General features: G+C 40.9%; 22 protein-coding genes and 1 pseudogene. 13 read left to right on the top strand and 10 right to left on the bottom strand.

The window, feature by feature from the left end; all coding sequences use genetic code 11:
* Positions 1-2: 2 nt before the first annotated feature.
* Positions 3-224, top strand: a pseudogene (locus MUS1_RS16385) (transposase domain-containing protein); the annotation flags it as partial.
* Positions 225-483: 259 nt separating this feature from the next.
* Here MUS1_RS16385 and fghA read toward each other — a convergent pair.
* Positions 484-1,326, bottom strand: a complete 843-nt coding sequence (gene fghA / locus MUS1_RS11745) for an S-formylglutathione hydrolase (RefSeq protein WP_036162781.1) — start codon at positions 1,324-1,326, stop codon at positions 484-486.
* A 13-nt stretch (positions 1,327-1,339) separates the two neighbouring features.
* Complete coding sequence (locus tag MUS1_RS11740) at positions 1,340-2,455, bottom strand: S-(hydroxymethyl)glutathione dehydrogenase/class III alcohol dehydrogenase (RefSeq protein ID WP_036162778.1); 1,116 nt, start codon at positions 2,453-2,455, stop codon at positions 1,340-1,342.
* Positions 2,456-2,665: 210 nt separating this feature from the next.
* Between MUS1_RS11740 and MUS1_RS11735 the strand changes: the two genes are divergently transcribed.
* The 6 genes from MUS1_RS11735 (at position 2,666) to MUS1_RS11715 (ending at position 6,504) form a co-directional block, all read left to right on the top strand.
* Positions 2,666-3,562 carry a LysR family transcriptional regulator gene (locus MUS1_RS11735; RefSeq protein WP_036162776.1) on the top strand — a complete coding sequence of 299 codons (897 nt, stop codon included), beginning with the start codon at positions 2,666-2,668 and terminating at the stop codon, positions 3,560-3,562.
* Between the two features lie 141 nt (positions 3,563-3,703).
* The gene (locus MUS1_RS11730; protein ID WP_156924890.1) at positions 3,704-4,207 is read left to right on the top strand and encodes a hypothetical protein; all 504 of its coding nucleotides are present in this window, start codon (positions 3,704-3,706) and stop codon (positions 4,205-4,207) included.
* Positions 4,208-4,270: 63 nt separating this feature from the next.
* Positions 4,271-5,626 carry a PepSY-associated TM helix domain-containing protein gene (locus tag MUS1_RS11725; RefSeq protein ID WP_036162773.1) on the top strand — a complete coding sequence of 452 codons (1,356 nt, stop codon included), beginning with the start codon at positions 4,271-4,273 and terminating at the stop codon, positions 5,624-5,626.
* Positions 5,627-5,745: 119 nt separating this feature from the next.
* A complete protein-coding gene (locus tag MUS1_RS11720; RefSeq protein WP_036162769.1) occupies positions 5,746-6,009 on the top strand; it encodes a DUF3820 family protein in 264 nt (87 codons plus the stop codon).
* Positions 6,010-6,024: 15 nt separating this feature from the next.
* A complete protein-coding gene (locus MUS1_RS16345; protein WP_281171204.1) occupies positions 6,025-6,150 on the top strand; it encodes a hypothetical protein in 126 nt (41 codons plus the stop codon).
* Between the two features lie 9 nt (positions 6,151-6,159).
* Positions 6,160-6,504, top strand: a complete 345-nt coding sequence (locus tag MUS1_RS11715; protein WP_342665496.1) for a GNAT family N-acetyltransferase — start codon at positions 6,160-6,162, stop codon at positions 6,502-6,504.
* 140 nt (positions 6,505-6,644) lie between these two features.
* Here the strand turns inward: MUS1_RS11715 and MUS1_RS11710 are convergent, their stop codons facing one another.
* The 5 genes from MUS1_RS11710 to MUS1_RS11690 all read right to left on the bottom strand — a co-directional run bounded on the left by MUS1_RS11710 (position 6,645) and on the right by MUS1_RS11690 (position 10,710).
* Positions 6,645-8,021, bottom strand: a complete 1,377-nt coding sequence (locus MUS1_RS11710; protein WP_036162767.1) for a class II fumarate hydratase — start codon at positions 8,019-8,021, stop codon at positions 6,645-6,647.
* A 15-nt stretch (positions 8,022-8,036) separates the two neighbouring features.
* A complete protein-coding gene (locus MUS1_RS11705) occupies positions 8,037-8,393 on the bottom strand; it encodes a hypothetical protein (RefSeq protein WP_036162764.1) in 357 nt (118 codons plus the stop codon).
* 257 nt (positions 8,394-8,650) lie between these two features.
* On the bottom strand, positions 8,651-9,130 hold the full coding sequence (locus MUS1_RS11700) for an FKBP-type peptidyl-prolyl cis-trans isomerase (protein WP_036162763.1): 480 nt from the start codon (positions 9,128-9,130) through the stop codon (positions 8,651-8,653).
* 120 nt (positions 9,131-9,250) lie between these two features.
* Positions 9,251-9,838: a DUF1439 domain-containing protein gene (locus tag MUS1_RS11695; protein ID WP_036162760.1), complete on the bottom strand. Its 588-nt coding sequence runs from the start codon at positions 9,836-9,838 to the stop codon at positions 9,251-9,253.
* Positions 9,839-9,843: 5 nt separating this feature from the next.
* Positions 9,844-10,710, bottom strand: coding sequence for a mechanosensitive ion channel family protein (locus MUS1_RS11690; protein WP_036162759.1), 867 nt, complete (start codon positions 10,708-10,710; stop codon positions 9,844-9,846).
* Between the two features lie 127 nt (positions 10,711-10,837).
* Here MUS1_RS11690 and MUS1_RS11685 point away from each other — a divergent pair, with 127 nt between their 5' ends.
* The 3 genes from MUS1_RS11685 (at position 10,838) to MUS1_RS11675 (ending at position 14,388) form a co-directional block, all read left to right on the top strand.
* Entirely contained in the window at positions 10,838-11,269 is a 432-nt protein-coding gene (locus tag MUS1_RS11685; RefSeq protein ID WP_036162757.1) for a YebG family protein, read from the top strand.
* A gap of 103 nt (positions 11,270-11,372) precedes the next feature.
* On the top strand, positions 11,373-12,344 hold the full coding sequence (locus MUS1_RS11680; RefSeq protein WP_051436234.1) for an aspartyl/asparaginyl beta-hydroxylase domain-containing protein: 972 nt from the start codon (positions 11,373-11,375) through the stop codon (positions 12,342-12,344).
* A gap of 208 nt (positions 12,345-12,552) precedes the next feature.
* Entirely contained in the window at positions 12,553-14,388 is a 1,836-nt protein-coding gene (locus tag MUS1_RS11675) for an ABC transporter ATP-binding protein (protein WP_036162755.1), read from the top strand.
* 89 nt (positions 14,389-14,477) lie between these two features.
* On the opposite strand, the gene MUS1_RS11670 is transcribed toward MUS1_RS11675, so the two are convergent.
* Both MUS1_RS11670 and MUS1_RS11665 read right to left on the bottom strand, forming a co-directional pair.
* The gene (locus MUS1_RS11670) at positions 14,478-14,837 is read right to left on the bottom strand and encodes a DUF6172 family protein (RefSeq protein ID WP_036162752.1); all 360 of its coding nucleotides are present in this window, start codon (positions 14,835-14,837) and stop codon (positions 14,478-14,480) included.
* A 119-nt stretch (positions 14,838-14,956) separates the two neighbouring features.
* Positions 14,957-16,027 carry a zinc-binding metallopeptidase family protein gene (locus MUS1_RS11665; RefSeq protein ID WP_036162750.1) on the bottom strand — a complete coding sequence of 357 codons (1,071 nt, stop codon included), beginning with the start codon at positions 16,025-16,027 and terminating at the stop codon, positions 14,957-14,959.
* A gap of 169 nt (positions 16,028-16,196) precedes the next feature.
* Here MUS1_RS11665 and MUS1_RS11660 point away from each other — a divergent pair, with 169 nt between their 5' ends.
* The 3 genes from MUS1_RS11660 to MUS1_RS11650 all read left to right on the top strand — a co-directional run bounded on the left by MUS1_RS11660 (position 16,197) and on the right by MUS1_RS11650 (position 19,370).
* On the top strand, positions 16,197-17,213 hold the full coding sequence (locus tag MUS1_RS11660) for a LacI family DNA-binding transcriptional regulator (protein WP_051436233.1): 1,017 nt from the start codon (positions 16,197-16,199) through the stop codon (positions 17,211-17,213).
* Between the two features lie 199 nt (positions 17,214-17,412).
* Positions 17,413-18,369, top strand: a complete 957-nt coding sequence (locus MUS1_RS11655) for a sugar kinase (protein ID WP_036162748.1) — start codon at positions 17,413-17,415, stop codon at positions 18,367-18,369.
* Between the two features lie 26 nt (positions 18,370-18,395).
* Entirely contained in the window at positions 18,396-19,370 is a 975-nt protein-coding gene (locus MUS1_RS11650) for a 2-hydroxyacid dehydrogenase (protein WP_036162747.1), read from the top strand.
* A gap of 23 nt (positions 19,371-19,393) precedes the next feature.
* On the opposite strand, the gene MUS1_RS11645 is transcribed toward MUS1_RS11650, so the two are convergent.
* On the bottom strand, positions 19,394-20,308 hold the full coding sequence (locus MUS1_RS11645; protein ID WP_036162744.1) for a LysR family transcriptional regulator: 915 nt from the start codon (positions 20,306-20,308) through the stop codon (positions 19,394-19,396).
* Positions 20,309-20,417 lie beyond the last annotated feature (109 nt).

Raw genomic sequence — 20,417 nt, 5'->3', positions numbered from 1 at the left:
GATCCATCAAACCCTTTGTTATCGGACGTAAAAACTGGTTATTCTCAAACACAGGCAATGGCGCGAGATCCAGCGCCATACTTTACAGCATCATCGAAGCCGCCAAAGCGAATGGATTAATACCATACGACTATCTGGTGACACTGTTTAAAGAATTACCAAAATTAAACGATGGGAATAAAGAACACGAGTTAGAAAAGTTACTGCCGTGGCATATTAAGTAGAGAGAACTGAAAAGAGTATTTTCCGCTGCCTCCTTGCAGCGCAGTATCATCCTGAAAGCGTCTAAGATCAGAATCAGTACAGAAAACGACCAAGTTCAAGTGCCTATTTAATTAATACGTGTGGTTTATCGGACGCTTACGGTCGGTATAAAACGAGGTACGAGGCGTGATCCGACGCATTGCCAATCGCCATTCTTCAAAACAAAAAAAAGCGAGCCGAAGCTCGCCTTTCTATTACTGATTCAGAACACGTTAACCGTTAACTTAATGCTTTAGAGTGGTGTTCTAAATGCTCATCAATGAAGCTGGCGATGAAGAAGTAGCTGTGGTCGTAGCCTGCTTGACGACGCAAGGTAATGGCGTGTCCGGCTTTTTCACAAGCGGCTTCTAACGCTTCTGGTTTTAGTTGTTCTACCAAGAAGTTATCCGCTTCGCCTTGGTCGATTAGCAGAGGTAAACGCTCTTTTGCGTTCTCACCTAAACTTTCAATCAAACAAGTAGCATCCCATGCTTTCCATGTGGCACGGTCTTCACCTAAATAGCCAGTGAAGGCTTTTTCGCCCCAAGGGCAATCCGTTGGATTAACAATGGGCGCGAACGCGGAAACAGATTGATAAACACCCGGATTTTTCAAGGCACAAATCAGCGCGCCATGTCCGCCCATTGAATGACCAGAAATAGAACGCTTGTCTGTCACAGGAAAATTTTCTTCAACTACTGTTGGCAATTCCTGAACCACGTAATCGTACATATGGTAGGTATTGGAATATGGCGCAACGGTGGCATTTACATAGAAACCGGCACCAGAACCAAAGTCGTAACTTTCATGTTCATTCGGATAATCCGTTCCACGCGGACTGGTGTCTGGACAAACAATGGCCAAACCCAATTCCGCGGCTTTACGAAACGCGCCCGCTTTCTGCATGAAGTTTTCATCTGTACAGGTCAAGCCTGACAACCAATACAACACAGGGACGCTTTGTGTTTCTGCTTGTGGCGGCAAGAAAATCGCAAACGTCATCTCACCTTTTACCGATAAGCTTTCATGACAATAGCGTTTCAGCCAACCGCCGAAGCTTTTTGTACTCGATAGTAATTCCATTGCTCTATTCCTTTTACTTGTCGAAAAGAATAACAGTTCGAATACTCTTACCTTCGTGCATCAAATCGAACGCGTTATTGATGTCTTCCAAGCCCATAGTATGGGTCACGAATGGATCGATTTCGATTTTGCCATTCATGTAATCTTCAACATAACCTGGTAATTGGCTGCGGCCTTTAACACCACCGAATGCTGAACCTTTCCAGACTCGTCCAGTCACTAACTGGAACGGACGGGTTGAGATTTCTTGACCTGCGCCAGCAACGCCGATGATGATGGATTCGCCCCAACCTTTGTGACAACACTCAAGTGCTGAACGCATAAGGTCAACGTTACCGATACACTCAAAAGAGTAATCTACGCCGCCGTCTGTCATGTCGACAATCACTTGTTGAATCGGTGCGTCGAATTTTTTCGGGTTAACGCAATCTGTCGCGCCGAATTGTTTCGCCATTTCAAATTTTGATTCGTTAATGTCGATTGCAATAATACGACCCGCACCGGCCATGCGTGCACCCTGGATAACCGACAAACCAATGCCACCCAAACCAAACACAGCAACGGTTGCGCCTTCTTCAACTTTCGCGGTATTTAATACGGCGCCGATACCCGTTGTGATACCACAACCAAGTAGACAGACTTTTTCTAGTGGTGCATCAACATGAATTTTCGCAAGCGAAACTTCTGCTACAACACTGTATTCAGAAAAAGTTGAGCAACCCATGTAATGAAAAATTGGTTCGCCATTGATGCTAAAACGGCTTGTTCCGTCTGGCATTAAGCCTTTGCCTTGAGTTTCACGAACCGCTTGGCACAAGTTGGTTTTGCCAGACAAACAGAACTTACATTCCTTACATTCTGCTGTGTAAAGCGGAATAACGTGATCGCCAACGCTAAGCGATGTGACTCCTTCGCCGATGGCTTCAACAATGCCTGCGCCTTCGTGACCTAGGATCGCAGGAAAAATGCCTTCTGGATCTTCGCCAGATAAGGTGAATGCATCGGTATGACAAACGCCCGTCGCGACCATACGAACCAATACTTCACCCGCTTGCGGATCTTGTACATCAACTTCTTCGATTTTAAGTGGTTGGCCTGGACCCCAAGCAACAGCTGCTTTACATTTCATAGTGCTCTCCAAAGTATGTGTTTACTTATCAATAAAACCGTTATCAATAGCACAAAGCTTAGTCTTAAATAATTAAAGCGATAATAGCCATTTCAGAAAATGATTATTGTCATACAGCAACAATCATTTCAAAAACGTCAAAAATAGTTATAATGTAACACTATATTTTCTTCACACCTTTACCCTAAACCTAACTGAAAAGAGCCACATATGAAAAATTGGGAAGCAATGGAAGCCTTTGTCGAGGTAGTTCGCCAAGGCAGCTTTTCTGCGGCAGCCATTCAGCTTGGCGTTTCTGCGTCACACATTAGTCGTCTGATTTCTCAGCTCGAAGCGGAGCTCAATACAACTCTATTATTCAGAACCACACGCCGTATTCGTTTGAGTGAATCAGGCGAGTTGTATTATCAACATTGTCGAGGTTTACCCGAAGCCCTCAGTAGTGCCGAAGAAGTGATTTCCTCTCTAAACCAAGCTCCCATTGGTTTGTTCAAAATGACGTGTGCGACGACGTTCGGTGAGCGCTATATTGCCCCACTGATGAATGATTTTTTATTGGATCATCCAAAAATCGAGTTAGATTTTCATCTCACAAACCGCTCTGTAGACTTAATCGAAGAAGGTTATGATTTGGCAATTCGCATGGGGGCAATGAAGGATTCCAGTCATCTGTCTCGTCGATTATGTAATCGTGTGGAATACCTTTGTGCTTCCCGTGACTACATAGATCAACACGGCATGCCACATACGTTAGCAGAACTCAGTAAACACCATTGCTTGATTGGCTCAAAAAATCATTGGTTATTTCAGCAAGATGGACAGCGTAAAGAAGTAAAGGTGTCTAGCCAATGGCGTAGCAATTCTGGCGTAGCCTTGCTAGATGCGGTTAGAAAAGGTTTGGGAATCGCGCAATTACCTGACTATTACGTTGCAGACGATATCGCCAGTGGCAAATTAATCGCCCTGCTTCCCCAGTATCAATACCCTTATAGTGGTGTTTGGTTGGTTTATCCAAAAGCTCGTCAAGCCTCTCCAAAACTAAAAGCTATTTGTGATTATTTAATACAACGATTTAAGCAAGACACCTTTTTCAAAAGCGCGGTCTAATTCACGTACAATCTAATCCACAGACAACCAATAAATCAAAATAAGAAATTAAAATGTGCATATAAAGTGAACAAGTTTGCTTGATCTTTTATACATAGCTAGGTAAATTCGCTGGCAAATCTTCACTTCATGACAGGATTTATGAATCGCAAGACCTTCTATTTACTCACTATTTGTTGGCTGGCCTACTTCACAGTGCCGCTGGTAAACAACATTGGTGTGTTTAATGGTGTCTATGTCATGTTATGTGCGACAAAAGGCGTGATGATTCATGACGCTAACCCTCCAGTATCAAATACCGCTCATTTTCATCATTCTAATCCCCACGCTCACCATCAAATGGGGGAACATTCAAATCACAAAATGAGCCAGAGCACCAATCATCATGCTCACCATATGAGCTTGGTTGATTCAGAACCACAGGCTCAAACAAACGCAGAAGATCATGAGGCAGAAGGCTGCCCTTGTATTCATTTTTTCTTTGACACAAAGTTTCACCTAGAACCCAATAGCGCCTTAGTAAAAGCTTCCCAACCTATTATTGATAGTATTCAGGCCTCGCCTACCTCTACGGTTTATGCTGCTAAAGCCAGAGGCCCGCCGGTTGTTCGTTTCATACATAACCCATTTACAACATTTACATGATGTCCTGATCTGAGATTGGGGCATGATGCTTTTTTATGCCCAAATCTAACAAGGATTTAATAGATGATTGGCTCAAAATCTTTTTACATGTCAGTCTGGCGCTGGCATTTTTTCGCAGGTCTTTACGTCGTTCCATTTTTAATTATGCTGGCGACCACTGGTCTTATTATGCTGTATTCAACGATTCTTGAGCGTTTTCAGAATCCGGATTTATACCAAGTTGAGCATGTCACTGATCAGGCTATTTCTTACGAAGCGCAATATGAACTCGTTATGGCGAAATACCCTGATGACTCGATTTCACGCTTTTACCTTCCAGCGGCACCAGAAGAAGCGACTCGTTTTCAAGTACAAACAGAGGATGGCACTCTTCAGGTGTTTGTCGACCCATATAAAGGTGAAGTCTTAGGAGATCTAAGTATTTCAGAGTCTTTATATTCTTGGGCAGACAATACTCATGGCACTTTTATGATCGGCCTAACTGGTGATCGAATGATCGAGATTGCTGCCAGTCTTACCGTGCTTCTCATACTGACAGGTGTGTTTTTGTGGTGGCCAGCAAAAGGCCAATCAAAACTGAAAGCAGCAACGACGATCAGCAAAAAAAACGGCCGTGTTTTTTGGCGTGATTTACACAGTGTTATCGGTGTGTGGGTTGCTATCATTTTGCTTTTTTTCTGTATCTCAGGCTTGTCTTGGGCAAGTGTCTGGGGCGGAAAACTCACACAAGCGTGGAGCACATTTCCGATGGCGAAAAGTGCATCAAGTGTCTCTTCTACCCTGACTCATGAAGATCTAAATGTTAAAGGTTTGAAGCAAATCCCTTGGGGGCTTGAACAAGCACCCTTGCCTGAATCAACCGCAAAGGGCCCAACCAGTATCACGCTTGACCATGTTATTGCTGATGCAAAAACAATGGGCTTTACGCAATTTCAAGTGCATTTCCCAAGAAATGATGTTGGAGTCTATACCGCCACAGCGTCCACTATGGGGAAAGATATTAAAAATGCGTGGGACGATAGAACCATACATTTTGATCGATATTCAGGTTCTGTTTTAGCCGATGTGGGCTTTATGGATTACAACTGGTTTGCAAAATCCATGGCAGTGGGCATTGCTCTACACATGGGTTTATTTGGTGTATGGAATCTTATCCTTTGTACTATTTTTGCATCATCTGTGATTCTATTATGCGTTTCTGGTTTGATCATGTGGTGGAAGCGCCGCCCAAATGCGAGCCTCACATTATCCCCCCCTCCAATGCCAAAAAATTTCGCTCGTTGGAAACACGCTGTTTGGTTTTTATTACCTATTTCGTTTCTTTTTCCAATGGCGGCCATCGCAATAATAAGTGTGGTAAGTCTGGATAGAATTACCAATTTTGTAGCACCAAAATTTCGTAATCTTTGGGCTAAATAAATTTAAACTGAATTAGAAACATTAAAATGAAAACCGCCTTCTCTTTCATAAGATAGAAGGCGGTTTTTTTTGATCCGTTATGTTTAAATACATCTAACTTTAGACAATTAAGTAACGCTATGTTTTCTCAAGAAGATCTTATCCAAGTCGCTCGCCAAACCATGCCTTTTGGTAAATACAACGGTCGTATTTTAATTGATTTGCCAGAAGAATATTTATTATGGTTTTCTCATAAAGGCTGGCCGAATGGTAATTTAGGACAATGGCTACAGTTAGCTTTGGAAATTAAAATCAATGGATTAGAACAAATTGTTGATCCACTACGGGAACCAACAAAAAAGAAAGCAGACGGTCCCAAAGTCCGCATTAGCTTTGATGATTAAACAGAGAAAGATTATATGGAAATTAAAATCGACAACTTAAGCGGTCCAGAAGTAAAACAACTCCTAACGGAACACCTTGATGACATGTACGCAGCGTCACCTGCGGAATGTGTTCATGCATTGGATTTAACCGAACTTTAAAAGCCGAGCATTACTTTTTGGACAATCTGGGAAAGCGACCAACCTCAAGGAAAAAACCAATTACTCGGCTGTGGCGCACTGAAAAAATTAGATGATAAACATGGTGAAATAAAATCCATGCGCACCACCAGTGCCGCCCGAAATAAAGGCGTTGCTTCTACCCTACTGAATCACATTCTTGATAACGCTAAGCAAAAGAAACTCACACGAGTCAGTTTAGAAACTGGCCCGCAGGACTTTTTTGCTCCTGCTAGAAAGCTCTACAGTAAACATGGCTTTGATATCTGCGGATCTTTTGCGGACTATAAACTAGACAAATACAGCGTATTTATGACGAAAAAACTTACGCCTTAAAACGCTCTTTTCTATTTCAGCCTAAAGCCAACTTAAAGCCCTATTTACCTCTCAAAATACACACAAAAAAAGCCAGCGAAAACGCTGGCTAATTTCATTATTCAACAAGTAAAAAATCAAATAACTTGGTTATGATGAAACTACAACCCACCATGGGTCAGTTTGGCTGGATCAAGTAAAGCCAACAATTCATCTCGACTTAAGTCTGTATTTTCTTCCGCAACATCCACAACGGGTCGCCCTTCTTTATAGGCTTTTTTAGCAATTTCTGCGGCTTTCCCGTAACCAATAATGGGGTTAAGTGCAGTAACCAAAATAGGATTTCGGTGTAATGCTTCGTTCAGTTTATTTTCATTGATCGTCAAGGTAGCAATAGCGTTATCTGCCAATAATTGCCCGCTGTTCGCCAATAGCTTAATGCTGTTTAGTAGGTTCTTAGCAACCATAGGTAACATAACATTCAGTTCGAAATTACCAGACTGGCCGCCAATCGTAATCGCAGCGTCATTACCAATGACTTGCGCTGCAACCATAGCGGTTGCTTCTGGAATCACTGGATTTACCTTACCTGGCATAATGGATGAACCCGGTTGCAAAGCCTCTAAAGTGATTTCACCTAAGCCTGCTAAGGGACCAGAATTCATCCAACGAAGGTCATTGGCAATTTTCATATAAGTTACGGCAACGGCTTTTAACTGGCCAGATAAAGCAACAGCCGTATCTTGTGAGCCAATCAGAGCGAAAAAGTTTTTACCTGGAGTGAACGTTACTTTGGTTAAATCAGATAACTCTTTCGCGAATGCGGCGGCAAATTTAGAGTCAGCGTTAATACCTGTACCTACCGCAGTGCCACCTTGTGCAAGCTGAGTTGTTTTGCTTTCTAGATAATGCAGGTTATCAATATTGTCCTGTAGCTGAGCAGCCCATGCATGGAAGGTTTGATCAAATCGAACTGGCATCGCATCCATTAAATGAGTGCGTCCTGTCTTGGTAAAGCCAGCCAGAGAGTCGCCTTTTTTAATAATGGTTTGTTTTAAATGTTCCAACGCTGGAAGCAGGTGCCCAGTTAATTCCAATGTGGCGCTCACATGAATGGCACTTGGAATTACATCGTTACTGCTTTGGCCAAAATTCACATGGTCATTCGGATTCACTGGCGAACCATGGTATATGCTAGCCAATGTGGCTATCACTTCATTAGCATTCATGTTCGAGCTGGTACCAGAGCCTGTTTGGAAAACATCTACAGGAAAGTGCTGCATTAGATTATCGCCATCTAACAATTCATTACAGGCGTTTTGTATCGCTTTGGAAAGTGCTGGTGTTAAACATCCCAAAGATTCATTAGCTCGCGCTGCAGCAGCTTTGATTAATATAAGAGAACGAATGAAGGCTTCAGGAAGTGCTTCGCCACTGATCGGGAAATTATTTATGGCTCTTTGAGTTTGAGCACCATAAAGGGCTTTTTCAGGTACATCCAATTCACCCATACTGTCTTTTTCAATACGCATTTTCATTATTAAATTTTGTCCTTATTGCTCAAAAGAAGAAATGAAGTAATGGCTCAAAGTGCGAAGACTGTGCTCCATCTTGAAATAATTGCGCGCGTCTTGATAGGTAACGATTAAACGCTTGAGTTGCGATAAAGGCAAATACACTTTGTCCAAACAAGTTTGTCGCCAATGAGGCGCAAGACTGGTGTCACACACTGTGTCGAGTAGTACATTAAACACTCGTTTGTGTAATAAAGCCGCATCAGGGATACTTAGGCGTTCCGCATACTCTTCCGTAAGTTTTAAATAGTGGTAAAGCACTTCTGGTGAGTCTACACACTGACCCGCCTGAATGGTTTGTTCAAGAACTGAGAATGGCACCAAATAGCGAGTCATTATTTTCCCCTTCATAAAATATAAATGATAACTATTATCAATATGTATGTAGATGAGGTTTCTGTCAAGCTGGTTGATAACGATTCTTATTAATTTTTATATATTTACATATCAAGGTGATTTAAATCAAAAAAACTATCGAGCTTCCTTTCATTGCCTCAAAACAAAAAAGCCCTTTCTACTGTATTGGTAGAAAGGGCTTTCAAGGTACATTCTTTTTAAACGTTCAAGTTTAAGAGCTCATTTAAAATCAAAGCTTAGTGGTGATGACCACCTACCCCATGGGCATGACCATGAGCGATTTCATCATTGGTTGCTTCACGAGCATCAACAATTTCAATATTGAATGTTAGATCTTTTCCTGACAACGGATGATTAAGGTCCACAGTTGCATGCTTTAAGCCTGCTTTGATAATCGTTACTTGGCGCATCCCTTTATCTGTTTGAACCATAGCGACCATTCCCGCCTTCCAACGCTTTGCACCTTGTAAATGCTTAATTGGCATCTGTTGAGTACGGTCTTCATGACGTTCGCCATAAGCGTCTGCACTAGGCACTGTCACTTCAAATTCAGCGCCTACTTCTTTACCTTCCATTGCTTTTTCAAGGCCTGGAATAACATTTCCATGACCATGAAGGTAGGCCGCCGGATCTTTACCTGCAGAAGTTTCTAACAATTCTTCGCCGTGGCGTAAAGTGTAGTGAAATTGTACGACTTGATTATCAGCAATCGTCATGGCTGTTTCCTTTTTAAAAATTCAATGATTAAGCGATACCGCTTATTTTATGGCGGCATTATAAAGGCTTGATAGAAAGTTACCTAGAAAAAACACGATAGAAGAACGATAGGAAACGCTTTAGAAAATTGAAAACTCCAACGCGCCTTCCGTGATGACGATGCTTTTCACTAAAGACGCAGCGCTTTTTTCAAATGGCGAATGATCCAGCACATACACAGGATTTTTATCAAAATACTGAACCAATGCCTTTTCAAAATCATCATGTAAGGACCCAAGTGTAGAACGAAGGATTTGCTCATTAAAACTAGAACCCTCAACGCTTATTTGGGTTATTTTTGGAGCGACCAAATAGACTCGATTTTCTTCAAGCCGAACGCCTGATTCAAAAGACGGTTTTAATTGTGTCGTGATAGAGAACGCTTGTCCAAATACCATAAGCTGGCCTGTCATATCAGAGACGAGATCCACCAACACCAAGCCGCCATCACGTTCTGTTAACTGAATATCAGCGGACTTTACCAATAAATCTAAATTTAATGTATTACCTTCTAAGGTTAAGTCAATTTGATTATTTTGAGGTTCTTCCAGACGATTAGCGACTTCTTGATTCAATTCTTCTTCACTAATATGAAAACTGTTACAGCCTATTAAAAACAAAGAACTGAACAATAAAGTACCTAGAGCGAGCTTCTGTGATATTTTCATTTTTCTCATTTACTCTGTTGTTTATTTAGCTCACATCGCTCGTACCAAAACCGCATAAAGTCTTCTGTGACTTTTTGCTCAATTACGACCGCTTCATCTGTCGGACAAAATAACGAGACCGTAAATACATTATAACCATCTTGTGTTGTGGTGATACGAACGCGAGGTTCAGGACCTGAAATATTGATGTCCAGCCGTTTCTCAATAAGACTGTTATAACGAATCGCCACCTCATGAAAATGCTCGCTGTATTCTCGTATGTTAGTCAAAATCTGCTCTTTAATATCGAACAGATTTACTGTGTCTGTATTACGTAAAATAGAAAAAGTATGGGTTACATATCGACGCATGTAATTTAAATTTTGCACTGTATGAACCAAGAGCACACTATTTGGCACAACCGTAGTTCGCCCTGTATAAGCATAACTCCCGCCTTTTAAATCGACCTCAAATAAGGTTGTCGACAGCCAATCACTGTCTGTTACTTCGCCTTCATAATTAGCAATTCGTATCCAATCACCCACTTGATAAGGACGGGTACTAGCGCGATAAAAAGCACCAACAATGCACGCAATAAATTCTTTGGTTGCGATAACCAAGGCCACCATAAAAGCGGCAATAGAAATGGCAATATTTTGCAGTTCGGATGACCAAATTAAAATAAAACCAATGACCAAAAAAAGGTTAAAAATATTATCGACTGTATTGATACGCTGACGTTTTTTGTCGTGCTCAATATTTTGATTCAAGCGAATTAAACGTTTCGTATAACGGCGTACGATATAAAACAACAAAGCCCAAGCAATCGTTAATGCCACTTCAACATGATCTGTAAAGATTGATAAATCTAATTGGGAAAAATCGAATTGCATAAATTGTGTTCCTTTCTCTGGATCGCCACTTTAACAAGCATTCCAGTGTTCAACAAACAAAACCACTAGACAAACCAAAAAACAATACTGTATATTTATACAGTATTATTTTCTCATGAGGTGGATCATGCCTGTAGTTATTCAATATGTTGTAGAACGCGATGGAATCGAAAAAATGACTTTTATTTCAAAAGCAGATGCTGATGCCTACGATAAGCTGCTAGACACAGCGGAAATGCTTTATTCAATTTTAGATCAAAGTAATCTAGCGGGCGATCAGAACCAAAAAGAAGCACTGTCTATGTATCTCGCAAAGAACAAAGACGCGCTTTTAGATGCTTTAGGATCAAAGAAAAAAAACAGCCCGAAAGCAAAAAAGACCGATAACAAAGAAGCAGACACTGCGATACAACTTGATTTAGCTGACGCAGCACCTAAGAAACCATTGGAAGATTTAATCATAGAACCAGATGAAGAAAACCTGTACGAAGAAGAGGAAAACATTGTTCTTTTCGATCAAGATGACACTGATAACTTAATCGAAAGCGATGCTGCGTAACGCAGTATTGCTTTTCTTTTCATAGATTGGCTCAACACTGTTCACATTTAATCCAATTTAGTAAATACTAAGTAAATACTAAGTAAATACATGGATTATTAGAATGAACATTGCAGTCATGTTGCTCATCATCGCTATTTTTAGCGTTTGCTCTATGCTTTATATTTACACATATCGAGGTAATACTCGTTACCTGTCCTGGACTGAATACCTTCGTAAAGGCTGGCCGATTTTTGCACCACTTAACTGCCTTTTGTATTTATTTTCAAACAATAAAGTTCGTCGTCCTATTATTGATACCCTTCAATACAAAGATTTAAATGAGTTAAGAGCAAACTGGGAAGTCATTCGCGATGAAGCTCTAGCGCTTCAGAACGAGGGTAAATTAGAAAGCATTAATGTCCTTGGGTCTGATGCCTATTATGATGTGGGGTTTAGAACATTCCATAAATATGGCTGGCGTAAATTTTACCTGAAATGGTACGGCTATACTCATACATCAGCACAAAATCGTTGCCCAAAAACTGTTGAGATTCTTAGTAAAGTTAAAAACATCAATGGTGCTATGTTTGCCTTTATGCCAGCCAACTCAGAACTCACTCGCCACCTTGATCCTGTTGCTTGTTCTTTGCGCTACCATTTGGGTTTAGAAACACCAAACAGTGATGATTGTTTTATCAACATTGATGGTGAGCAATATTCATGGCGTGATGGTAAAGACCTTTTATTTGATGAAACCTATTTGCACTTTGTAAAAAACAACACAGAGCAAAGCCGACTCATCTTAATGTGTGATTTTAATCGCCCTGTTAATATCTTCGGTAAAATCATTAACTTCTGTTACAAGGTTCTAATGCGAGCTTCGGTTGTACCTAACACCAACGAAGACAAAGGGGGCTTGGCGAACAGAATATTTAAATCTGTAGCGCCTATTCTACAAAGAAGTAAGGAACTCAAAAAAACAAACCGGAAAGCTTACAAACGTCTAAAATGCCTCGTTAACGGCACTATTATTCTGTTGCTAGTTGGGTTGATCATTGGACTCTTCCAGCTTATTTCTTGGCTAGTTTTATAAAACGCATAATAAAGATATATTGAGAGTCATGGGGAAAGCTAAATTGGTGCTTTATCTATGGTTCTCTTTATTATCCTCACAATCAAATACCTTTCCTTTCTCTATTCAGTTCTCCTAATTAGTGCTAAAAGTGTTTTACATAGCTAAAAACACACGTACGACATTATAATATTCACCATCTCATCTCTTTATTACCAGAAGGTCATTCATGAAACCTGCTGCCTCGCCTAAAAATTCTGTCGATAAGAATATGTTAGGTGTTTTCCGTTACAGCCGCCGAGCAATTGAATTGGTTTGGCAAACTTCACCAGCGTTAACGATTGGTTTAGCCATCGCCACTTTCATTGCAGGTGTTTTACCTGCAGCAATGGCGTATGTTGGGCAACTGATCGTTGATGCCGTACTTGCTGCAATGGAAAACTATAAAGAAGACCAAGTCCTGCATTATCAAGCGGCTTTAAATTATGTGGTGCTTGAAGGTATTTTGGTCTTGATCATTGCTGCAGCACAACGAGCACTCACCGCTCAGCAAGCAATCCTGCAAGGTTTATTAGGTCAGAAAGTAAACATGCTGATCTTAGAAAAAGCGCAAAACCTCACTTTATCGCAATTTGAAGATTCCGAGTTTTACGACAAGCTGGTTCGCGCACGCCGTGAAGCATCCAGTCGACCACTTGCCTTGGTTAATAAAACATTCTCTTTACTGCAAAATGCGATTTCTCTTTCTAGTTTTGCGGTTCTTCTCTGGCACTTTTCTCCTTGGGCATTGTTATTACTCTTTTGCGGTGCATTACCTTCTTTTATTGCCGAAGCGAAGTTTTCTGGCGATGCTTTTCTTATGTTTCGTTGGCGCTCTCCTGAAGTACGCCAACAAAATTATTTAGAAACCTTGCTAGCACGAGAAGACCACATTAAAGAGGTCCGTCTTTATCAGTTAGGCGAGCGCTTTTTAAAGCGTTATTCAGATATCTTCCATAAGCTTTTTAAAGAAAGTAAGCGCCTCATTCTTCGTCGAGAAAGTTGGGGCTTTATCTTAGGTGTTATCAGTACTTTGGTATTTTATGGTGCTTATGGCTGGATCGTCAGTGATACCATTATTGGTGCCATTACTTTAGGTCAAATGACCATGTATTTGCTGCTTTTCAAACAAGGTCAAAGTGCTGTCTCGGCATCGCTTACCGCTATCAGTGGAATGTACGAAGATAACTTGTATCTGTCCAATCTCTATGAGTATTTAGAACAAGAAACGCCCTCTTCGACAACAGGTTTAACTGTTGGGCCAAAAGCCAATGACGGTATTCGTTTCGAAAAAGTGTCGTTCGAATATCCTGGCAGCCAGACACCGGCCTTATCGAACATTAACTTACACATAAGACCAGGCCATAGCCTTGCGATTGTTGGTGAAAATGGATCAGGAAAAACAACACTAATAAAGCTGCTGACTCGTCTTTATAACCCAACCGAAGGGCGGATTTTATTGGATGGTTTGGACTTAGTAGAATGGGATGAAACTGCACTATTAAAACGTGTTGGAGTAATTTTTCAAGATTTTGTACGCTATCAGTTTATCCTTGGTGAAAACATAGGCGCAGGCGATAACGATAGATTCGATGATGAGCCAGGTTGGCAAAAAGCGGCTGAACTTGGCAAAGCCACAGATTTTATCGATCAATTAGAAAATGGATATAGCACACAATTAGGACGTTGGTTCAAAGGCGGGCAAGAACTTTCAGGTGGGCAATGGCAAAAGATCGCTTTAGCACGAGCTTTCATGCGACAAGAAGCTGATATTCTAGTGCTCGATGAACCAACAGCAGCAATGGATGCTCAAGCAGAAGCCAATATATTCGAGCATTTTCAAGAACACACCAAGGATAAAATGGCGATTCTCATCTCCCATCGATTCTCTACTGTTCGTCTCGCCCATGAAATCATTGTTATGGAACATGGGGAAATTAAAGAACGCGGCACTCATGAAGCTTTATTGGCTCAACAAGGCCAATATGCACACTTGTTTTCTCTACAAGCTCAAGGCTATCGATAAACATCAAAAAAAAGGCCAGATCAATTACTAATCTGGCCTTTGATATTAAATTTAAACACACGGAAATATTTTAAAAAATCAGTTTTTTTTTACTCGTCTTCACTTTCAATATGATCAATTTCAACGTCGTCATCACCGTCAAAATCATCTTCTGAGTCTGAAACAGAGCGTTTAGTACGTTGAGCTGGCGTTGCCAGAATTTCTAAGTAGAATGCCGACCATTCTTGGCTTTCGGCAAAGCTGATTTTTTCATTTATCTGAGCAACATGAATCACTTCAGCAGCTTCTTCACTTTGACCAAACTTACAATCAAAGCCCCAAAAATCGGCATATTCAGGCAAGGCTTTATTACGCTCTCGCTTAAGGTATTTTTTCACTTCGTTTTTTGTTGCTTCAATTAAACGAGGGTAAGCGATTTTTGGGTGAGATAATTCAAATGTCTTTTTCATTAGGGTCCTAAAAAATTAAATGTTAGAAGGCAGGCTTACCTGCTCCTATTAACGGGCATAATAACGGATCATCCGCGTTACAGCTATGAATAAGTGCCAACACTGAACTAGCATTCAAATTAATTCGACCTAGCATGAAGTAAGCGATGAATAAAAGCCAACTTTTCACGAACGGCAGGCACAAGAATAAATGGGTATAAATCGGGTTGCCCCATGCCTCGATTTAAGTTATTCACAGCAAATGTCAACGGTATATATTGGGCTAAAATTTCGTCAAAATTATCATGATGATAAGGATCAATATTCACCATAATGGCTAGATTTTGTCGATTAGAACCCACTGGCTGAAAACTCAAGCCAAGGTCGCTCGCCGTTTCTAATGTATCAGCAATATGCATGTAATGAGCCCATGTTTCAGCCCAATCTTCCCATGGGTGAGAAGACGCATAAACACTGACAAAACTCTTCTGCCACTCTGTGTTGGGCGTTTCATAATGTGCTTTTAGAGCTTTCCCATAATCAACACTGTCGTCACCAAATAATGCTCTAAAATCAGCCAAGATGTTCTTGTCAGTAAACACTAATTGATCCCAATAATAATGACCAATTTCATGTCGAAAATGACCAATGACCGTTCGATAAGACTCGTTCATGTCTTCTCGCATTTGCTCTCGATCTGCTGCATTCGCTTCCGCAGCATTGATCGTCACTTGGCCAGCAGCATGACCTGTCATGGCATTTGCATCTTCAGGGACTACATTGTTTTCCGATATGAAGTCGAACGATAAGCCTTCCTCTGGTGCATTTTGTTTATTCACTAAAGGTAATTTAAGGCGTAATAATGAATATACTAATCGATGCTTAGCAAATTCCAATTGTTGCCAGGCTTGGCGTTCTTCTATCTGTCCTAAATGAGGAATATGACGGTTCAACTCACACGCCATACAAAATGAACTCCCGCCTTCCTCTACCAACCAATTACACACATTATGTTGATGATTTTCACAGTAGTACCAACGCTTAGCAGGAATCGATTTATCTGCCATGGCATACCAAGTATTATCAACCGATTTTAAGGCACTAATAACCAGCTGTTCTGGTAAAAAACCCAAAGGCGATGAACACTGCTCACAATATGTATTTTCGAATAAAACGGTTTGTCCACATTGCTGGCAACTGAAAATTTTCATAATGCTCCTGCTATCTAAAGACAGCCAATAATGAAGAGAGACAAGGTTCCATCACTATGACGGAATTGCGCCCTACTAGGATCATAGTTTACAGTACAGGCAAAAAACCACCTATATACTTGCTCCTAAAAGAGCATTATTTACTCCTATTTAATGAAGAGACAAGACATTGCTGAAGAAAAAAAACAAAAGTTTCACAACCATTTCTGATGTTGCGAAATATGCAAAAGTCGGCAAAACGAGTGTTTCACGCTACTTAAACGGCGAACAAGATAAGCTATCAAAAGATCTCTGTGCAAAAATAACTGAAGCCATCGCTCACTTGGATTTCCGCCCAAATCATTCTGCACGCATGTTAAGAGCAGGACATTCAAAATTAATTGGACTGATGTTTGCCGATGTCACTAACTCTTATTCTACCGATGTACTTAAGGGCATAGAGCAAGTTTGTCGACGTGAAGGCTATATGCTCATGGTATGCAACACTGACAACGAAAAAGACTTGCAAGATCGCTATTTAAATTTACTGGAAGCACACAGAGTAGATGGCATTATTATCAATACTGCTGGTATGGCAAACGAACAAATCGACAACCTCAACAAACTCACTTGCCCGCTCGTACTTATTGACCGGATTAACACGTCTCTTGGATTCGACTCTGTTGGTTTAGACAACAAAGTGGCGGTAGATGAAGCTGCTGAGCATTTAAAATCGAAGTCTTATGAATCTATTCTTGTGATTACTGAATCCATCATCATTGACCCTCGCCAAGCTCGAATCGATGCAATCAAATCTTTCGTGAGTCAAAACACAGACATGACCTGCGATATTATCGAGGTGGAAAAAATGAGTGGAACAGCTACTATAAACGCCATTAAAACTTTTTTAGAAACTCATTCCAATCGTAAAAAAGCCATTTTCACGACCAATAGTGCAACCACATTACTGGTCGCCAAAGCACTTAAAACCCTCAATATACGAGTAGGTTCGGAGATAGGTTTAATTGGTATTGACGATCCAGAATGGGCGCAACTCTTTGAAGGCGGCATTACTGTGATGAAGCAACCAACTACATTAATTGGTCAAACGGCTGGTGAATGTCTACTCGCCAGAATTCAGGGCAACGATGAGCCGCCACAACATATACAATTGCCAGCAGAATTGATTATTCGTCAATCAACTTAAATTAAAGTACTTACAAAATATAGAACTGTTTGGTCTTATCTGACTTTTTTTGGAATCGTTCCCATGATATCTTTTAGCCAACTGATCTTTGCTAACGATGGTTATTAATTACGAATAACACCCAATGCAAAATAATAGAAGTCTTTGGTCGAAGCAACGAGCGAAGACCTCTAATAATATCTAATAGGAATAAAGCATTATGCAAAATAACCAAACACAATCTTTTGTCACTTTAGGTGAAGCGATGGCGCTGTTTGTTGCAAAAACACCAGGACCTCTTGCTGACGTTGAAGAATTTAGTCGCTCTTTAGCTGGCGCTGAAGTCAATGTGGCAATTGGTATGGCTCGTTTGGGTTTTGAATCTACCTACATAAGCAAAGTCGGCACAGATTGCTTTGGTCAATTTGTTAAAAAAGCCATCAGTAAAGATAACATCCGTACACAGTGGATTTCTGAAAGCAAAGAACAACCGACTGGTTTCATGATGAAAACCAACCAAACAGATGGCAGCGATCCTGCGGTTGAATATTTTCGTCGTAATTCAGCGGCTTCTACCTTAAGTGCAAAGGACATTGATGTTAGCCTTTTTAAAGCAGGTACTCACTTACACTTAACCGGCGTTGCTGCAGCCGTTTCTAGCTCAATGCGCGAAGCCGTTCAACAAGCGTTGGCCTTCGCTAAACAGCAAGGTTGTAGTGTCACATTTGATACGAACCTAAGACCATCTCTATGGCCCGATGCTGAAACAATGGTTTCGACCATTAACGAGCTTGCTTTCGCAAGCGATGTTGTTTTGCCTGGCATTGAAGAAGGTAAAATATTAATGGGAAGCGATCAGCCAGAAACCATTGCGGATTTTTATTTAGCGCGTGGCGTAAAAGCTGTTATCGTTAAACTAGGTAGTGAAGGCGCTTATTACAAAACAATCGATGGTAAATCTGGCACAGTTACAGGCTTCCCAGTTATAAAAGTAGTGGATACTGTTGGCGCAGGTGACAGTTTCGCAGTCGGTGTTATTTCAGCATTGCTTGATGGTAAATCCATTCCTGAAGCCGCGAAACGAGGTAACTTGTTAGGCTCTATTACAGTACAGGTTCGTGGCGATAGCGAAGGTTTACCAACCAGAGCTAAGCTTGAAAGTTTAGAGGCAAACTAACCTTCTACAAGATTTAGGATAAAACGATGAAAAAAGTACTCTTGTACAAACCAATACCCGAACAAGAATTAAAACGGCTTCAAACTCATTTTGATGTCATTCAATTCGACGGGGTAAATACGTTAAACCAAGAGGCTTTTCTCACAGCTCTTTCTGAAACTGAAGGGCTCATTGGCGCTAGTGCTGATATGAGTTCAAGCGTTTTAGAACGAGCACCAAAACTCAAAGCAGCTTCTACTATTTCAGTCGGAACCGATCAATACGATCTGGCTTATTTAGCAAACCGAAATATTCCATTGATGCACACCCCAGGTGTTCTCAATGAAACCACTGCCGACACTATTTTCACTCTTATCATGTGTACTGCTCGTCGAGCTGTAGAATTATCTAACATGGTTCGAGAGGGCCGTTGGACAAAAAGCATTGGTGAAAACCATTTCGGGACAGATATTCATGGCAAGACCTTAGGTATTATTGGTATGGGTCGCATTGGTTATGCCATTGCAAAACGTGCTCACCTTGGTTTTGATATGAAAATTCAATACAGCAATCGAAGCCAAAAACCAGACGCAGAGCAAGACCTCAACGCCACTTACATGGATATGGAATCCTTACTTAAAACGTCTGATTTTGTGTGTGTCATGACACCTTTGACACCAGAAACAGAAGGTTTAATTGGCAAGGCTGAATTTGCCATGATGAAGAAAAGTGCCATTTTCATTAATGGATCTCGCGGTAAAGTCATTGATGAATCCGCCTTAATAGACGCATTAGAAAATGGCGTTATTCGTGCTGCTGGATTAGACGTCTTTGACGTTGAGCCCCTACCAGCAAGCTCACCTTTATGCAAAATGGACAACGCCGTTGTGTTTCCACATATTGGCTCTGCCACATCCGAGACTCGCTTAGCCATGGTGACATGCGCAGTAGATAACTTGATCAATGCCTTGAATGGCGATATTTCTGAAAATTGTGCCAATCTGCATTTACTAGAAAAGTAATTATTTGGGTCTTCTAGAGCCCTTCAAAAATATTCTTTTTTATCTTGATAAGCCTGTCTAATGTGCTCTATGAGTAACTTTAATTTTTCAGGTAGATACTTGGTAAAAGGATAAATGGCATAGACACCCAATTGCCTTGGTTTGTAATCTGTTAAAATGACCTGCAAGGCCCCTTTCTGTAAATCTTCATAAACACAACAACGTGGTACATAAACGATACCAAAGCCTGCTAAAGCCGCTTTGCGTAGCGCTTGAGCATTATTGGTCGCTAAACTACCACTGATTCGAACACTCTCTTCTATTGAATCTTTACCTATTTCATTCTTAACAAAACGCCAATCAAATGAGCCTTGTGCCTGATAAGTATAAGCAAGACAGTTGTGCTCTTTAAGCGCTTCAAGACAGGTGACTTCACCGTATTTCTCAATGTAGCTTGGTGAGCAGCATACAACCCAATTGGATTGAATTAACTTCTTAGCAATCAAGCTTGAATCTTCCAGCTTTCCCGTTCGAACCGCCAGATCTAGACCCTCTTCAACCAAGTTAACAAAATCGTTTTCAAGGCGCATATCAACTGTAATATTCGGGTACATTTGGCAAAATTCAGCAATGGCTTCAGCCAGTAGTAACTCTCCCGATATGGTTGGCACAGAGATTTTTATGTTGCCGCTCAATCCATGGCTAAAAGCCGATACGGAAGCAACAGCATCACTGACTTGCCCTTCTATATTTTTAGCGTGAACATAAAGACTCTCACCCGCTTCTGTTAAGTTGAGCCGCCTTGTTGTACGGTGAATCAATTGCACACCAAGATCTTGCTCAAGACGGCTGATGCGCTTGCTTAAAGCAGGCGTCGACAACCCCGCTTGCTGGGCCGCTTTATTAAACGACCCCGCATCGGCAACATTCACAAATAATGTTAAATCAGCTGCATTCAATTTTTTATCTCTTTTTATTAAGACGTTTTAGGAAATAGTTTATTACTTTGTGTCATATTTATTATAAATCAATCTCGGACTATAGTAGTGATTGGATTCATCAAATGAA

This window comes from Marinomonas ushuaiensis DSM 15871, from assembly GCF_000521805.1.
GTDB classification, from domain to species: Bacteria; Pseudomonadota; Gammaproteobacteria; order Pseudomonadales; family Marinomonadaceae; genus Marinomonas; species Marinomonas ushuaiensis.
Note: the sequence above shows the minus strand (reverse complement) of the source record. Positions and strands in the feature narration are given on the sequence as shown.

Coding starts and splice junctions, on each gene's coding strand:
- fghA (WP_036162781.1), bottom strand. CDS start 1,326: ATGGAATTACTATCGAGTACAAAAAGCTTCGGCGGTTGGCTGAAACGC.
- MUS1_RS11740 (WP_036162778.1), bottom strand. CDS start 2,455: ATGAAATGTAAAGCAGCTGTTGCTTGGGGTCCAGGCCAACCACTTAAA.
- MUS1_RS11735 (WP_036162776.1), top strand. CDS start 2,666: ATGAAAAATTGGGAAGCAATGGAAGCCTTTGTCGAGGTAGTTCGCCAA.
- MUS1_RS11730 (WP_156924890.1), top strand. CDS start 3,704: ATGAATCGCAAGACCTTCTATTTACTCACTATTTGTTGGCTGGCCTAC.
- MUS1_RS11725 (WP_036162773.1), top strand. CDS start 4,271: ATGATTGGCTCAAAATCTTTTTACATGTCAGTCTGGCGCTGGCATTTT.
- MUS1_RS11720 (WP_036162769.1), top strand. CDS start 5,746: ATGTTTTCTCAAGAAGATCTTATCCAAGTCGCTCGCCAAACCATGCCT.
- MUS1_RS16345 (WP_281171204.1), top strand. CDS start 6,025: ATGGAAATTAAAATCGACAACTTAAGCGGTCCAGAAGTAAAACAACTC.
- MUS1_RS11710 (WP_036162767.1), bottom strand. CDS start 8,021: ATGAAAATGCGTATTGAAAAAGACAGTATGGGTGAATTGGATGTACCT.
- MUS1_RS11705 (WP_036162764.1), bottom strand. CDS start 8,393: ATGACTCGCTATTTGGTGCCATTCTCAGTTCTTGAACAAACCATTCAG.
- MUS1_RS11700 (WP_036162763.1), bottom strand. CDS start 9,130: ATGACGATTGCTGATAATCAAGTCGTACAATTTCACTACACTTTACGC.
- MUS1_RS11695 (WP_036162760.1), bottom strand. CDS start 9,838: ATGAAAATATCACAGAAGCTCGCTCTAGGTACTTTATTGTTCAGTTCT.
- MUS1_RS11690 (WP_036162759.1), bottom strand. CDS start 10,710: ATGCAATTCGATTTTTCCCAATTAGATTTATCAATCTTTACAGATCAT.
- MUS1_RS11685 (WP_036162757.1), top strand. CDS start 10,838: ATGCCTGTAGTTATTCAATATGTTGTAGAACGCGATGGAATCGAAAAA.
- MUS1_RS11680 (WP_051436234.1), top strand. CDS start 11,373: ATGAACATTGCAGTCATGTTGCTCATCATCGCTATTTTTAGCGTTTGC.
- MUS1_RS11675 (WP_036162755.1), top strand. CDS start 12,553: ATGAAACCTGCTGCCTCGCCTAAAAATTCTGTCGATAAGAATATGTTA.
- MUS1_RS11670 (WP_036162752.1), bottom strand. CDS start 14,837: ATGAAAAAGACATTTGAATTATCTCACCCAAAAATCGCTTACCCTCGT.
- MUS1_RS11665 (WP_036162750.1), bottom strand. CDS start 16,027: ATGAAAATTTTCAGTTGCCAGCAATGTGGACAAACCGTTTTATTCGAA.
- MUS1_RS11655 (WP_036162748.1), top strand. CDS start 17,413: ATGCAAAATAACCAAACACAATCTTTTGTCACTTTAGGTGAAGCGATG.
- MUS1_RS11650 (WP_036162747.1), top strand. CDS start 18,396: ATGAAAAAAGTACTCTTGTACAAACCAATACCCGAACAAGAATTAAAA.